We start from the raw sequence: 15315 nt of genomic DNA on the forward strand, positions 1-15315 counted from the left end.
AAGGATATTTTACAAAATAGCAGGTAATATCTGCGGCAGCGGCTGGTACAAACACATCCGCTTTGCCCCAAATAAACTGCTGGAAAAAACAATTAAATATCTTAGAAAAGCACTAACAGATTTTAGAAAGAAGGTGGTGCTAAATTAAAACCACCAGTACAGTTTAGACTAATTTTTTAAGCTATGAAAACCATAGTTTAGTTAAGTGCGTCTAAAATCTGGAAGCTGGACAATTTATTTAACTGGCTATTTAAATTGAGACTAAATATTTAATTTTAATAGATTGAAATTATTTTTTAACGGCAAAAATCTAAAAAGAACTATTTTAACTTTTTACTTGCCGAATTCAAGTTAAACAATAGTGAAAGATTTCCCTTTATTTTTTTAAAATTGTTTAATACTTTAAATTAGCTATTATTGTGATATAATTCAAAGCAGAGAAATCTCAATTGCTCAAGAATTCTAATATTAATAGTCGAGTACAGGAAAGAGAGGGATAATTTGAAGCAGGAAATAGAAAATTTAATTCACGATTTTATTGCTAACTATCAAGAAAAAGATGATATAAAAAGCAGCTGGAAAGAACCGATAATAAAGTATGCAGCGGCTGATGATCCAATGTTTGGTGAATTAAAAAAAGCAGTTTCCGAGGACCATTTAATGCCTGAGGATTTAATGCCCGGGGCCAGAACAATTATTGCTTATTTTATTCCATTTTCTAAGGGGATTGCAGATTCCAATATTGAAGGAAAATACAGCTCAGATCAGTGGGCAAAAGCATATATAGAAACCAATCAGCTGATTGCAGATTTAAATCAGCATTTAAAAGAAAAACTTTCTAAAAAGGGATATCAGGCCAGTCTAATTGCCGCCACCAATAATTTTGATAAAGAAAGATTGATCAGCGACTGGTCCCACCGACATGCTGCTTATATAGCCGGGCTCGGAACCTTTGGTCTTAATAATATGCTGATTACTGAAAAGGGCTGTGCCGGTCGAATCGGAACTTTAGTTACTGATCTAAATATTGAGGCTTCAGAGCGGAGTGAGCAGGATAAGTGCCTAAATAAGGCTGGTTTTAACTGCAGCAAATGTGTTGACCGCTGTGTCAACGGCTCACTGCAGAAAGACTCATTTGACCGTCATCAGTGTTATCAACTGCTTTCAGAAAATGATAAAATTCATCCGGAGTCAGAGTTAACTGATGTCTGCGGCAAATGTTCGGTTGATTTACCCTGTTCTTTTAGTTCCCCAGTTTAAAAAGGAATAATCGTTACTGGTTGAGTATAATATTAATAGATTTCTAAATTTATTAGAGGAGGGAATTGGATTATGGATTTAAAAATTAAAGGTAATTCAGCAATTGTTACTGCATCGAGCAGCGGGCTTGGAAAAGCTGCTGCAGCTGCCCTGGTTAAAGAGGGAGTAAACGTGGTTATTAACGGCAGAGATCAGCAGAAATTGGACAGTGCTTTAAAGGAATTAAATGAGCTAAACGGAGGCAGGGTAATTTCCTGTCAGGGAGATATAACTAAAAAGGAAGATATTAAAAGGCTGGTTAAAACTGCAGTTGATAACTTTGGCCGGCTCGATCACCTCGTTACTTCTGCCGGCGGTCCACCAGCTAAGTCTTTTCTGGAAACAACAGAAGCTGACTGGTATGATTCTTACGAGCTGCTGGTGATGAGTGTGGTCAGACTGATCAAAGAATCAGTAGAATTTTTAAAAAAAGATGGTGGGGGAACAATAGTAAATATTACTTAATTCTCAGGTTGAAAATGGTGAATTCGAAAATTATCAGGAAGCTTTAAATGCAAAAAGTAAAAGTGTACCCGTCAAAAAAATAGGTACACCGGAAAACCTCGGTGATTTAATAGCTTATTTATCATCACCAAAGTCTGATTATATTAATGGCAGTTCGATAGTTGTTGATGGAGGAGCAGGGAGCTCAAACTTATAAGCGCGCATAAATACAGTCTTCAACCAATTCTATATTATTTTCGGCTGCAAAATCTCTAATCTCCTGACTCCTTGTCCCTGGCTGCATCCAGACATATTTAATTCCCAGTTTCTTAATTTCTTCCATAACATTAATCCCATGCTTTGGATTAATAACCATATCAACCACATCAATTTTAGCGTCTATTGCGCTCAGGTCATTATAGCATTTTAGCCCGGCAACTTTTTCGAATTTTGGATTAACGGGAAAAACATTATAGTCATTTTCCTTTATTTTTTTAATAATTTTGTAGCCGAATCTATTTTTCTTTGTAGTGGCACCAACAACTGCCCAATTTTTTAACTTCATGGTTTTTTCGATTAGACTCACAATATCAGCTCCTTTATATTTTGATTAGATGAATCTTATTGTTTGAATAAAGTTTATCAGTTAAGCCTTTAAAATGTCAAAATCTATATCATCTTTTTTAATCTTATTTTTTTTCATCAAAATTAATTAAATTCGGATGAGCTAGACTTAAAATTTCTGGTTGATGTTTATTAAAATTTTGTTAAGTGGTTTTTAGCTTTAGTTTATGCAGGATATTTATTATTTAAATCAAATATATTATATAGTAAGTTAAAATAAATACCTTAATATATGAGAAAAAAGAGGAGGATAATGATGATAGATAAAAAATTAAAAGTTTCAATTATTACCGGTGCCCTGCTGGGTGTGATCTGCATTATTGGTGGTGGAATCAGAATGGGCTACAGTGGAAATGGACTTTATCTTTTTGCCCTCTGGTATAACAGGCTAATCATGGGTTTTTTAATTGGTTTGACCCAGATGAAACCTGGTTTAAATGGGCTTTTCAAGGGCGGTTTTCTGGGTTTAATTGTATCTTTAGCTTTTTATCTTTCTACTGGAATGAATGATCATATTTCGTTTTTGGCCGGTATTATTTATGGAATTATAATTGTAGCAGTTGCCAGAAAATACGAATAATTTTAAATGTAAGTAATTTAAATGTAATTAATTTAATAGAATACTTAAGAATGGGAGGTATTTAAAATCGAGACTATAGATTTTGAAAAATATTTAAAAAAATATGATCAGACAACAGGACTCTATCCCGAGAAATTGATGCAGATTGGAGAAAAATATCATCAAAAAGAATATCTAACAAAAGATGAACTATATCAGCTGGCTCACCTCAATTCTACCCGCAGTTCCTATCATGTAAAAAAGAATCCAGCCAGACGGGTAGAAAAAGTAACAGAAGCTGCCTACCAGCTCTATGATGATTTTTGTCGTCTGGCCCTTTATACGAGCTTAATGGGGATTGGGACACCAACTGCTTCGGCTATTTTAACTTCGCTGGACCCTCAAAAACATTGCGTTATTGATACCAGAGTCTGGGCTACTCTGTATAATCTGGGCTATTTTGAAGAAGAGAAGGAAAGTTTTAAGCCAGATGATTATATTAAAATAATAAGAATTGTGCGGAAGCTGGCTGCAGAATCAGAATATACTACTGCCGAAATTGGTTATGCTTTATTTGCCTATGATACAGTTCATCGCAGGGGAAATTTACATTGATTTTTTAAATAATTAGCAAATAGTTAAATTATAAATTTGATATGAGGTGTTAAAAATGACTGAAAAAAAACAGCTTAAAATAAAGATTATTAAAGATGGACCTTATTGTGTTTTTGGTGCTGTTCCCTTATCTGAAAAGATAATTACTCCAGTAGGAAAGCATTATGAATACAGGGAAGGTAAAAAACTCCCTCAAAAAGAAAATTACTCTCTCTGCCGCTGTGGAGAGACTAAAACGCCCCCCTTCTGTGATGGCTACCACAACCAAATTGATTTTGATGGAAAAGAAACTGCTTCTAAACTTGACTATAAAACAAGAGCAGAACTTTTAGAAGGTAAAGAAATAGACTTAAGAGATGATCATCGCTGTGCTTTTCTCCGTTTTTGCCATACGGAAAAAGGGGATACCTGGAATTTAATAAAAGAATCGGATAAAAAAGAAGAAAGAGAGCTGGCGCTTAAGTCAGCAGAAGAATGTCTGGCAGGTAGATTGACTGCTGTTTCGAAAAGCGGTGAGATTTTAGAAAAAGAATTTGAACCAGCTATAGAAATTCTGCAGGATCCAGAAAAGAATGTTGGGTCTGCTATTATTGTTAAAGGACAAATAGAAATTGAAGGGGCAGATGGAGAAAGATATGAGCCAAGAAATTCGGTTGCTCTCTGCAGATGTGGTAAATCAGATAATAAACCCTTTTGTGACTGTAGTCATGTCCATGTCAATTTTCAGGAATAGTAAGCTCTTTCTGAGTTTGAACTTAAAACAAAAGAAAGTGCTTTTTCTTTTAAACGTTGCTAAAAAATGCTATAATAAAAAGGCATCTCAGACAGTTAAAGGGGAGGGAAGTATTTTAGACCTGGTATGAAAAAATTAGAAGAGGAAATTAAATTTTATCGAAAAATTTTTATTTTGGCGGCAGCTGCTTACTTAATTTTTGCTGTCATCTATAGATTTACGCCAGAACTTACTGATCCAATGTCCTTAGCTGAAAGATTAATTTCGATATCAGTTTTTTTAATGGTTTTTATATTATCATATAGATCGGACTGGGTTAAAAGGCGAATTGAGGGGATATCTTATTTGGTCTCTCTGCTGGCTATTTTTCAACTTATTTACTATACATATCTGCAGAATTTTAGAGTAGCACTGGCAATTTTAATTATTTTAATTACAGCAATTTTTAATCTTATTTTTAATTTAAATCTGCTAAAATTTTTAACCAATTTACTTTTAATAATAGTAATGATTTTTACACTTTATTTTTCGGATTCAAAACAGATTGTAGTTCCAATTTATTTCAGCTCTTATCTTATTATTACTGCACTCAGTTTTTATATTAGCTATAGTATTGAACAGGCTCAGAATAGAATAGAAAAAAACTTAGAAGAATTAAGAGCCCAGTATAAGTTTCAGAAAACCCTGGCAGATGTTTCTTCCAGATTGGTTAATCTGGGGCTTAATAATTTTAACTATAAAATAAATGAATCTTTAAAAGTCCTGGGAGAGTTTTTTGATATTGACCGCAGTTATATTTTTAAAGTATCAGACGATAAAAAAACTATGTCCAACAAATTTGAATGGACTGCTCCAGGTATAAAATCAGAAAAGGATAAATTACAGAATTTAAGCACCCAAAAATTTAAGTGGTGGTTTGAAAAATTAAACCAGAAAGAATTAATAATTATAGAAAATCTTGAGGAGCTTGATAATCAGGCTGATCCAGAAAAAATATTACTGAAAGAACAGAACGTAAACTCGCTGATTGTAGTTCCTATTTTTATCAGTGATGAACTTTACGGTTTTTTTGGTTTTGATCTGGTAGAATCTGAAATGGATTTTAACCAGGCTAAAATCAATCAGCTCAAGATTTTTGCAGATGTGATTACCAGAGCTATCTCCAAACATCTTGATAATTTAAAAATTAAAGAATTAAGTTACTATGATTCTCTAACAGGTCTTTATAACCGCAGGTTTTTTGAAGTCGAGATGGAAAGACTGGACAGTCAGAGACAGCTACCTCTCTCGATAATTATGGCAGATTTAAACGGCCTGAAAATTATAAACGACAGCTATGGTCATAAAAAAGGAGATCAAATGCTTAACAAAGCTGCAGAGGTTTTAAAGAGTTCTTTAAGAGAAGAAGATATACTGGCCCGGCAGGGAGGAGATGAGTTTATAATTTTACTTCCTCAGACTGATCAAAACGGGACTGCTAAGATTATTCAGAGAATTAAAAAGAAAACTGCTGCCGTTAAAAATCTTGAGCTGCCGCTGTCAATTGCTCTTGGACAGGCAACAAAAACTAATTCTGAAGAAGATATTGAAGAAATTATCAGGCAGGCAGATAATCAGATGTATGAAAATAAGCTGTCTGAAAGTAGAAGCAGTAAAAGCAATATCGTTCAGGGCTTAATTAATGCACTTGACGCTAAAAGTAGTGAAACTAAAGAACATGCAATGCGAATGACCAAACTAGCTTTTGATTTTGGCGAAAAAATAGGTCTAACTGAATCTGATCAGAACCGACTTTCTCTGCTGGCTACTCTTCATGATATTGGTAAAATTAATATTAATGAAGAAATCTTAAATAAAGAGGAAAAACTGACTGATAAAGAATGGAAAATTATCAAAAAACACACCGAACAGGGTTATAAAATTGCTTCTTCTTCGGAGGAGTTTGCTGCTGTAGCTGAAGAAATATTTTCTCACCATGAAAACTGGGATGGAAGTGGTTATCCTCGTAATTTAAAAGAAAATTCTATACCATTTTTAGCTCGAATTATTTCTCTGGTAGATTCTTTTGATGTAATGACACACGAAAGACCTTACAGCAGAGCAATGTCTAAAAAAGAAGCGCTGACTGAGATTAGAAGGTGTGCGGGAAGTCAATTTGATCCTAAACTTGCTGCAGAATTTATTGAAATGCTGAAGTGATTTTTTGGTATCAGTTATCAACTGCTGGTTTTTAACTGGTTATCAGGTTTTAATTTGCAAAGTTGAGGGGGAAGATAATGAGTTTAAAGATTATGCATACAGGTGATCTGCATCTGGGAATGAAATTTAATCAGTATCCAAATATTAGTACAGAATTGGAAAATGCCCGTTATCAGGCGTTAGAAAATATAATTAGAGAGGCTAACAGGAGAAATACAGATTTACTGGCTATTGCTGGAGACCTTTTTGATAGAGCAAGTATTAAGAATGTAAAAATAAAGGAAACTATCTCTATCCTAAATGGATTTGCTGGAGATGCAATTTTAATCCTGCCTGGAAATCATGATTACAGTGATGGAGTTAGCAATCTCTGGTCTCAATTCAAAACAGAAATTAAGGGAAGAATGTTGATTCTGGATCAGGAAAAAATTTATCTGCTCAATGATTTTGGAATAAATGCAGCAGTCTATCCAGCCCCCTGTGATAGGAAACTTTCGGCAGAAAACAGGTTAGGCTGGATTAAAAATCTAACTGAGCGACCTCAAACAAATTATCATCTGCTGTTGGCACACGGAGCACTGGCAGGTTTTTCGCCGGATTTAAATGATGATTATTTTAAGATGACAGAAAAAGAACTTTTAAATTTAGAAATGGATCTTTATCTGCTCGGTCACTCTCACCTTCCTTATCCAAAAAAAGAAAAGCTGAGTGGTTATAAGATTTTTAATAATGGAACTCCAGAACCAGACGGTATGGACTGCAGTCATCCTGGATCTGCCTGGTATATAGAATTAAATAAAAAAAAGGAAGTTGAAGCATCCCGGATTAAAACTGGAAATTATCACTTTTCAGACCAGGAAGCTGAGCTTAATTCGCTTAATGATCTGAAAAATCTAATTGATAAAATAATAGATTCTGAAGCTAAAACTAAAATTTTACGGTTGAGGCTCAAAGGAGAACTACCTCGAGATGACTTTGCCGAAAAGGATAAACAGCTTGCTCGTCTGAGAGAAAACTGTTTTTATGTAAAGATAGATCAGAATGATTTAACTATTAAAATTAACCAGGAATTAATTACAGAAGAATTTGCTGAAAACTCTTTTCCTTTTCAGCTTCTAAAAGAACTGGAAGACAATCATCAGGCTCAATATCTTGCTTATAAAATGCTGAAGGAGGTCCAGCAGTGAAGATTAATAATTTCAGTACTGAAATTTTCGCAGGTATTAACAACAGAAACTATCAGTTTAAAGATGGTTTAAATATTCTTTTAGGAGACAATGAGGCGGGTAAGAGTACAGTGATCAATGCTATTTATGCTTCTTTGTTTGTCAACCCGCAGCTCAAATTGAATACCACAGAGGGGAGAGAGTTTAAAGAAAAATTTCTACCCTATCCAGATGGTGATTTTGCAGAGGCAGAAATTGAATTTCAAGCTGGAAATAATAATTATAAATTTTATAAAAAGTGGAGCAATAGTAATTATCGGGGTTTTTTAGAGCTGCCTGATGGTCGCAGAATAGAGAAAGTTAGTAAGATTAAGGAATATAAAAATGATATTTTTCCCTATGGTAAAAGCACCTATAATAATATAGTTTTTAGCAGTCAGCAGGATATTAAGTCAACTTTAAAACGGATTAATGCTGAGGAAAACCCAGAATTGATTGATACAATCAATTCTTTTTTGCGGCGAGCAGTGATGGAACTGGATGGCATTTCAATTGATAAGTTTCGCAGCAAAATTGAAAATGAGCTGGAAGAACTGACCAAAAAGTGGAATCTTAAAGCTGATGCTGTCCAAAACAGCAGCCGTGGAGTTAATAATCCTTATAAAGTTGGTACAGGAAAAATTTATGACTCCTATATTGCCAGGGAACAGCTGAGAAGCAGGATTAAGCAGAGTCAGATTAATGAGAGAAAATACGAAGAGCTGGGACTAGAAATTAAAGAATTAAAAGATAAAGAGGCCCGGATAATTGCAGAAATCAAAAAGCTCTCTGAAATTGAGTCCGAAATAAACCAGCGGGCAGCAGTTGAACTGGAAATAGATAACTTGAGTGAGAAAGTAAATAAAATGACTCAGATAGCTAAAAAATGGCCTGATTTAAAGTCAGAGCTCAGTAAATTAAAACTCAATCAGGAAGCGGAATCTAAAAAGATTGAAAAATTAAAAGAAGAAATAAAAAGAGCTGAAAAATTAAATGAAAAGCAGAAGATTAGCGAGCAGCTAGAGCTAATTAATACATCGCAAAAGAAGCTTGCTGAACTGGAAAATTTGAAAACTGAATTTACTGTTAGCCCGAGTCAGGTAAAAAATATGGAAAGATATAAAAATAAAATTGCAGCAGCAGAGGCAAGTCTTAAGGCTGCAAAGTTAAGAGCTCAGCTCAATTATTCTGCAGCAGAATCGATTAAAGTTTCAACTGGTGTTGAAGGTGAAAAAATTATTTCTGAAGGAGAAATTTTTGAAGCTGATGGCTATTTAAGAATTAAAACAAAAGAGATCGATATAGAAATTGAATCAGCTGAAATTGATTTTAAAAGTTTGAAAACAGAATTTAAAGAAAATCAGCAAAAACTTGAAAAATTAAAAACAAAAATGAAAGTCGATAATCTTAGTCAGGCAAGAGAAAAACTGCAGCAGTTAACGGAAATAAAAGGCAAAATTGAAGTTGAAAATGATAAGATTAGTGAACTACTGGCTGGAAAAAGTATAGAAAAACTAAAAGCTGAACTTTCCAAATTGGCGGAACTGCAGCCAGCCAGAGAAGCTGATCAGATCAGAGAAGAAATAGACAGGCTTACTTCTAGAAGAGCAGATCTGAAAACAGAAATTAAAATTAGAGAAAATAAAATAAAGGAATTTAAAGAGGATTATGGTTCTTTAACATTACTCAAATCTGAGTTAAAGCAAAAAGAAAATAAAATAGATATCTTAAAACAAAAATTAAAAGATTTAGCTTCCTTACCTCAAAAATATAAAAGTACAGCTGAGTTTATTAGTAATTTAAAAGCTAGAAGAGAAAAAAGAGAAATGATTAATCAGAAGCTGAGAGAAAAAATGAATAAGCATAAAGAATTAGAAAATGTGCTGCCTGATACTTCCACCCGGGAAATGGAAGCAGAGTTTAAAGAACTTAAACAAAAATTAGAAAAGCAGAAAAATAAGGCTCAAAATCTACTGAAAATAAAAAGAGTTTTCGAAAATAAATTAGAGGAAATGGACCAGAACTCTTTTCAGCCGCTGGTTAATACTTTTAGCAGAAATTTAGAAATTTTAACTGCTGGTAAATATGAGGCTGGTTTTATCGATAGTGATTTTTCGATAAAAATTAAGTCGTCTCAAAGCCGGGAACTACCAGGAAAATTTGAGCTGCTCTCTTATGGAACCTATGATGCAGCAGCACTTGCCCTGCGTCTGGCAATCTTTGACAATCTATTCAGTGAATATGGAGGTTTTATTATCCTTGATGACTGTCTGGTTAATTTTGATCCAGAGCGTCGTAAAAAAGCAGTCAAACTGATTAAAGAATATCAAGAAAAATATCAGATAATTTATACCACCTGTGATCCAGAGCGGGCTGACGAATTTGAAGCAAATATCATAAATATTTAACAATTTCATAGCAAAAAAGGTGATTTGATGTTAAAAGATTTAAGTTTAGAAACAGTACTCAATAATTTAACAATGGGAATAGCAATTTTAGATGAAGAAAGAGATTTTGTCTATATCAATGATTTAACAACCAGGATAACTGGTTATTCACTTTCTGATATAACTAATCTGGAGCAGTGGTTTGAAGCAGCTTTTCCTGATCCTGTTGAGAGGGGAAAAATTTATTCAGATTTTAAAGGAAAACTGGCAAATGGAGAACACTATAACCGGGTTTCTGAAATCATGACTAAATCAGGAGAGAAGAAATTTGTTGAATTTAGAGTAAATCCAATTGAAAAAGATTACTTATTAATAAATTTGGTTGATGTCAGCAGAAGAATAGAGAGGGAAAAAGAAATTAAATATTTATCCTATCATGATGAACTGACTGATTTGTATAATCGTCGTTATTTTGAAGAAGAAATGGAACGTCTGGATGATTCACGTCTTTACCCAATCAGTATTATAATTGGAGATCTGGATAATTTAAAAGCAGTTAATGATAATTATGGACATCTGCTTGGTGACGAATATCTTCGTAAAGCGGCTCAAATTTTAAAAGAACTGCTGCGGTCTGAAGATGTTGTTGCCAGAATAGGTGGGGATGAGTTTGCAATTTTGCTTTCGGAAACCGATAAAAAAGCAGCTGCTCATATTTGTGAGCGAATTAAAGCAGAATTTAATCAATACAATAATGCTGACAGTTTTCCAATTGAATTCAAAATCTCTCTGGGCTGTGCCACTGCCCGAAAAAAAACTAAAAAACTAACAGATATTTATAATCAGGCTGATAAAAATATGTATAAAAATAAGGGTAGAAGATAAAATTTGGATAAAAAAATTTAAAAAATTAGACATAAAAAAATCAAGGTTCTGACGAATCTTCTTCGATTGCCTGTTTACAGTTGATTTTTTTACTTTTCTTATTTTTTCTTATTATTTTTGATTTAGTCCTCCATTACTATCTTTGATTTGCTCAAAGATCATTATTAAAGAAGGCTATCCCTTAATAATTTCTTTTTGCTTACCATTAATAGTAACTTCTTCGGAATTGATCTTAATTAACTTTGATCAATCTCAATCAACAATCTTACTTCTAAATCTCAAATAATTTTACTTAAATAAGAATTTCAAAATACCACTTATAAACATTTAATCTTAGGACTTCCTCAGAACCTTGTAACTATATTATAGTCCTCTAAGTCAAAAAAATCAAAGTCGAAATTTGTCGATTAAAATAAAATATCGTTAAATATCTTCTGTTTTTAAGCAGAAACTAAATATCCCATCAATTTTCAGAATACAGGTTCAATTCAAACTACTTTTTAGCCTTATTGTTTTTAAAGCTTAATATGGGAATGACTTGATAATCTGCAGTTCTACCTGTATTATTTACATTAAGAAAGATAAAAAAACGAAATCTTTACTACAGGAGGTAGGGAAATGAAAACAATTGGATTAATTGGCGGTATGAGCTGGGAGTCTACAGTTGACTATTATAAGATATTAAATCAAGAAGTAAAAAATAGCTTAGGTAATCCACATTCTGCTGAAATAATTATGCATTCAGTCGATTTTGCAGAAATTGAAAGGCTGCAGGAATTGGGGGACTGGAATAAATTAACTGAAAAGATGATAAAAATCGCCAGAGAATTGGAACAAGCACGAGCAGATATGATTTTAATTTGTGCTAACACAATGCATCAAATGGCACCTGCGGTTGAGGCTGAATTGGAAATTCCTCTGCTTCATATAGCTGATGCTGCTGCAGAAAAAATAAAAGCAGATAATTTAAAAAAAGTTGGTCTGCTGGGAACTAAATATACTATGGAAGCTGATTTTTATAAAAATAGAATAGAAAAAAATTATGGGATTGAGGTTATAATTCCAGAATCAGATGATCGAAGTTATATCCACCAGGCTATCTATCAGGAATTAGTTGCTGGTATCTTAAAGACTGAAACTAGGGAAAAATTTAAGGGAATAATTGATAATCTTAAAATTCATGGTGCCGAGGGAGTAATTCTGGGTTGTACTGAAATTCCAATGTTAATTAAAGCAGAAGACAGTGTTTTGCCTGTTTATAATACAACTGAATTACATGCCAAAAAGGCAGTAGAACTGGCACTGAATTAAATTTAGCTAATATTGATTGCTTAATTTTATTGAATTAATTGAATTATATATATCTTAAATTACAGCAGGGGTGAATTTTTATGTTTAGCAATAAATTAGTTGCAAGAGCAATGGAATATGCGGCTCAGGCACATCGTGGTGATACACGCAAAGGTGGTGAGGTGCCATATATTGTTCATCCATTTGAAGTAGCAATGATCTTAAAAGAAAATGCTTTTGAAGATAAAATAGTGGCAGCTGGATTACTCCATGATTTACTGGAAGATACAGAAGTTGGAATAGGGGAGTTAAGAGATGAATTTGGAGAAGAAATCCTTGAGCTTGTACTTTCAGCTTCAGAAAAGCTGGAAGGGAGAGATAAAAGAAGCTGGAACAAAAGAAAAGAAAACACAATTAATTATCTAGAAGAAGATGCAGATTTTATTAATAAAGTGATAGCCTGTGCTGATAAGCTGAGCAATGCTCGCAGTATTTTGAGAGATTTAAAAACCGAGTCAGGAGATTTTTGGCAGCGATTTAGTGCACCAAAAGATAAACAGAAATGGTATTACGAATCACTGGTTTACAGTTTAAAAGAGCTTGATGGCTTGAAGATGTATACTGAATTTAAGTCAGTTGTGGCAGAAATTTTCAAATAAAAATTAAGATAAATAAACCCGATTTGAATAAATTCAATTTTAAAAAGTCAGGTTTCAAACCGGGTTTTTTGATTATTTATTTTATAAATAAACTATATAAACCAGCAGACCATGTCCTGCAGCCAGAATAAGGGTAAGATAGGCAAATATTTTGTGTAGTTTTAAATTTAAACGGGGATTAAGATTAAATACCTTTCTAAAAAATCTGATACCCAGTAAAAAGGTTATTACAAGAGATGTTAGAGCACTAATGCCCGCTGGAATAATCCACTGCCCCATATTAATCTCCTCCTTCGCAAATAACAGTAAATAAAGAAGCTGGATTAAACTATTTATTCTACATTAATTTCATTTTCTCTACTTCCAAATTTATTACATTCTGCTTTCAGACGAATAGTGTCTCCAGATTTTGCCCCCGGGATCATATAATGTAAATATTGAACCTCATTGTTAGTCTGCATAATAAAATCTTGTTCAATATGCAGGCTGTCATTTAAATAAACTTTTACATTTTTAACAAAATGTTTACTGTTATCATTGGAGTTATGAGGTATTGTAACTTCTAGCATATTATTTTCATTATTAAAAGACATTTCTATATTTCCAGGTGGGTGAGCATAAACACTGAGAGATAAGCTGAGAATCAGAGCAATAGTTAAAAACAGAACTCTTTTCATAATTAATGACCCCTTTCATATTTTATTTAATAGAACTTTGTTTATATAATTTGTCATAAAAACAATTATTCCTTCCTTAATCAAATTAATTTTTCACAAAATCTGTAAAATATTATAATTAGCTTTGACTTAAACAAATATATAATTAATTTGCTATATTAAAAATCTAAAATGATATATAGCTTTTGATTTCTTGTTTTAATTGCAAGTGAGGATTTTTCTTTCTAAAGAGGATTTTTCTTCTGAATGCTGAATTATAGTTAAAGAACTAAATTAATTAGTTATTTAAATTTTGTGCCTGGAAAATCACAAAAAAGGGGAGAATTTAAAGTGTGGACAAGAAGCGAACTTAAGAATATCGCAAAGAAAAAGTTAAAAGGTTTTTACTGGCAGGCTTTTTTAGTTAGTTTAATTCTGGTGATTAGTGGAGGCAGTCATAACAGACTTGATTTGGGTGGTTCCAGCAGCACAGGCTCTACTACTACTGGTGGTGGGGGAAGTGAATTTACCCTGGGTATAGTTTTGATTGCTGTAATTGGCGTTTTAGTTTTTTTAGCTCTCAGAATTTTTCTGGGATATATTCTGGAAGTTGGTGGTAGAAAATATTTTATTGAGTTAAGCAGAGGCGAATCTGAGATTTCATATCTGCTTAAATTTTTTGATAAAAAATATTATAAAAATATTATTACGGTTCTTTTATATCGTGGAATTTATATTTTTCTCTGGTCACTACTTTTAATTATTCCAGGGATTATTAAAATGTATCAATATCGTTTTGTTGCCTATATCATGGCTGAAAATCCTGATTTAGATCATAATCAGGCTCTGAATTTAAGTCGAGAAATGACTGCGGGACAAAAACTGGATATTTTTATTCTGGATCTTTCTTTTTTAGGTTGGTTTATTTTAGGAGCTTTATTTTTTGGTATTGGAGTGCTATTTGTGCAACCCTATTATGATGCAGTTAATGCTGAACTTTATCAGAAAGTTAAAGCAGAGGCATGATCTTCGAAATATTTGATTTTTGACAGGCGATTTATTAACTGATTGTTTAAATGACATTTTATTTTGCAGTCAATTGGGGGAAACTATTATGGCCAGCAGAAAAAAAGTTAGCCAGGCAGTTCAGTGGTATAAAAAGGAGAGAAGTAAATATATAGAGCTAAGAGCAGAAGTCGAAATAATATTGAGGGAAGCTTTAAATCAAAATGAGATTGTTTTTCACAGTATAGAAAGTCGGGTCAAGTCAATAGAAAGTTTCAGAGAGAAAGCGGAGCGCGATAAATATAGTGATCCGGTAAATGAAATAACAGATTTAACTGGTATTAGAATTATTACACTCTTTGAAAAAGAAATTCATCAGATTAGTGATATTATTAAAAAATTATTTGAAATTGATTATCAGCGCAGTGAGGATAAGTCTGATCTGCTGGAAGCTGATAAAATGGGATATAAATCAATTCATTATATTGCGGAGCTGAGTCCTGATAAAATAGACCAAACAGAGCTGGGTAAATTTTCTGGTTTGAAATTTGAAATTCAGATTCGAAGTATCCTGCAGCATGCCTGGGCTGAGATTGAGCATGACCGTAATTATAAATTTAAAGGTGAGCTGCCTAAAAATCTGCAGCGTCGTTTCTATGCTCTGGCCGGGATGCTGGAAATAGCAGACAGGGAATTTAACACACTTTCAGAAGAAGTTGAAAAATATCGCCAGCAAAATAATTAATTTAAAGCGA

At 33.1% G+C, this 15315-nt stretch carries 15 protein-coding genes and 1 pseudogene; 13 read left to right on the forward strand and 3 right to left on the reverse strand.

What is annotated here, in order from left to right; translation table 11 throughout:
- Window positions 1-501: 501 nt before the first annotated feature.
- A complete protein-coding gene (locus BW929_RS00005; protein WP_076543323.1) occupies window positions 502-1260 on the forward strand; it encodes an epoxyqueuosine reductase in 759 nt (252 codons plus the stop codon).
- Window positions 1261-1332: 72 nt separating this feature from the next.
- A pseudogene (locus BW929_RS00010) lies at window positions 1333-1960 on the forward strand (SDR family oxidoreductase).
- On the opposite strand, the gene BW929_RS00015 reads toward BW929_RS00010, so the two are convergent.
- A complete protein-coding gene (locus tag BW929_RS00015; protein ID WP_084566024.1) occupies window positions 1955-2329 on the reverse strand; it encodes a CoA-binding protein in 375 nt (124 codons plus the stop codon). The pseudogene BW929_RS00010 and the gene BW929_RS00015 overlap by 6 nt on opposite strands.
- Before the next feature lie 294 nt (window positions 2330-2623).
- Between BW929_RS00015 and BW929_RS00020 the strand changes: the two genes are divergently transcribed.
- The 9 genes from BW929_RS00020 to BW929_RS00060 all read left to right on the forward strand — a co-directional run bounded on the left by BW929_RS00020 (window position 2624) and on the right by BW929_RS00060 (window position 12899).
- Complete coding sequence (locus tag BW929_RS00020) at window positions 2624-2947, forward strand: hypothetical protein (protein WP_199505785.1); 324 nt, start codon at window positions 2624-2626, stop codon at window positions 2945-2947.
- Between the two features lie 138 nt (window positions 2948-3085).
- Window positions 3086-3541 carry a hypothetical protein gene (locus BW929_RS00025; RefSeq protein ID WP_234978034.1) on the forward strand — a complete coding sequence of 152 codons (456 nt, stop codon included), beginning with the start codon at window positions 3086-3088 and terminating at the stop codon, window positions 3539-3541.
- Window positions 3542-3596: 55 nt separating this feature from the next.
- Window positions 3597-4274 carry a CDGSH iron-sulfur domain-containing protein gene (locus tag BW929_RS00030; RefSeq protein WP_076543325.1) on the forward strand — a complete coding sequence of 226 codons (678 nt, stop codon included), beginning with the start codon at window positions 3597-3599 and terminating at the stop codon, window positions 4272-4274.
- Between the two features lie 126 nt (window positions 4275-4400).
- A complete protein-coding gene (locus tag BW929_RS15415) occupies window positions 4401-6473 on the forward strand; it encodes a diguanylate cyclase domain-containing protein (protein WP_076543326.1) in 2073 nt (690 codons plus the stop codon).
- Window positions 6474-6550: 77 nt separating this feature from the next.
- Window positions 6551-7660, forward strand: a complete 1110-nt coding sequence (locus BW929_RS00040) for a metallophosphoesterase family protein (RefSeq protein WP_076543327.1) — start codon at window positions 6551-6553, stop codon at window positions 7658-7660.
- Window positions 7657-10086 (forward strand): AAA family ATPase, encoded by a 2430-nt coding sequence (locus BW929_RS00045; protein WP_076543328.1) that lies wholly within the window; start codon window positions 7657-7659, stop codon window positions 10084-10086. The genes BW929_RS00040 and BW929_RS00045 overlap by 4 nt, the downstream gene beginning before the upstream one ends.
- 27 nt (window positions 10087-10113) lie before the next feature.
- On the forward strand, window positions 10114-10950 hold the full coding sequence (locus tag BW929_RS00050; RefSeq protein ID WP_076543329.1) for a sensor domain-containing diguanylate cyclase: 837 nt from the start codon (window positions 10114-10116) through the stop codon (window positions 10948-10950).
- Window positions 10951-11568: 618 nt separating this feature from the next.
- Entirely contained in the window at window positions 11569-12261 is a 693-nt protein-coding gene (locus tag BW929_RS00055) for an aspartate/glutamate racemase family protein (RefSeq protein WP_076543330.1), read from the forward strand.
- An 80-nt stretch (window positions 12262-12341) separates the two neighbouring features.
- A complete protein-coding gene (locus BW929_RS00060; protein ID WP_076543331.1) occupies window positions 12342-12899 on the forward strand; it encodes an HD domain-containing protein in 558 nt (185 codons plus the stop codon).
- Between the two features lie 81 nt (window positions 12900-12980).
- Here the strand turns inward: BW929_RS00060 and BW929_RS00065 are convergent, their stop codons facing one another.
- Window positions 12981-13178, reverse strand: a complete 198-nt coding sequence (locus BW929_RS00065; protein ID WP_076543332.1) for a hypothetical protein — start codon at window positions 13176-13178, stop codon at window positions 12981-12983.
- A 53-nt stretch (window positions 13179-13231) separates the two neighbouring features.
- Complete coding sequence (locus BW929_RS00070) at window positions 13232-13576, reverse strand: hypothetical protein (RefSeq protein ID WP_076543333.1); 345 nt, start codon at window positions 13574-13576, stop codon at window positions 13232-13234.
- Window positions 13577-13906: 330 nt separating this feature from the next.
- Between BW929_RS00070 and BW929_RS00075 the strand changes: the two genes are divergently transcribed.
- Window positions 13907-14581, forward strand: coding sequence for a DUF975 family protein (locus BW929_RS00075; protein WP_076543334.1), 675 nt, complete (start codon window positions 13907-13909; stop codon window positions 14579-14581).
- Window positions 14582-14669: 88 nt separating this feature from the next.
- On the forward strand, window positions 14670-15305 hold the full coding sequence (locus BW929_RS00080; protein ID WP_076543335.1) for a GTP pyrophosphokinase: 636 nt from the start codon (window positions 14670-14672) through the stop codon (window positions 15303-15305).
- Window positions 15306-15315 lie beyond the last annotated feature (10 nt).

Origin of the sequence: Halanaerobium kushneri, assembly GCF_900156285.1 — a bacterium.
GTDB lineage: Bacteria > Bacillota > Halanaerobiia > Halanaerobiales > Halanaerobiaceae > Halanaerobium > Halanaerobium kushneri.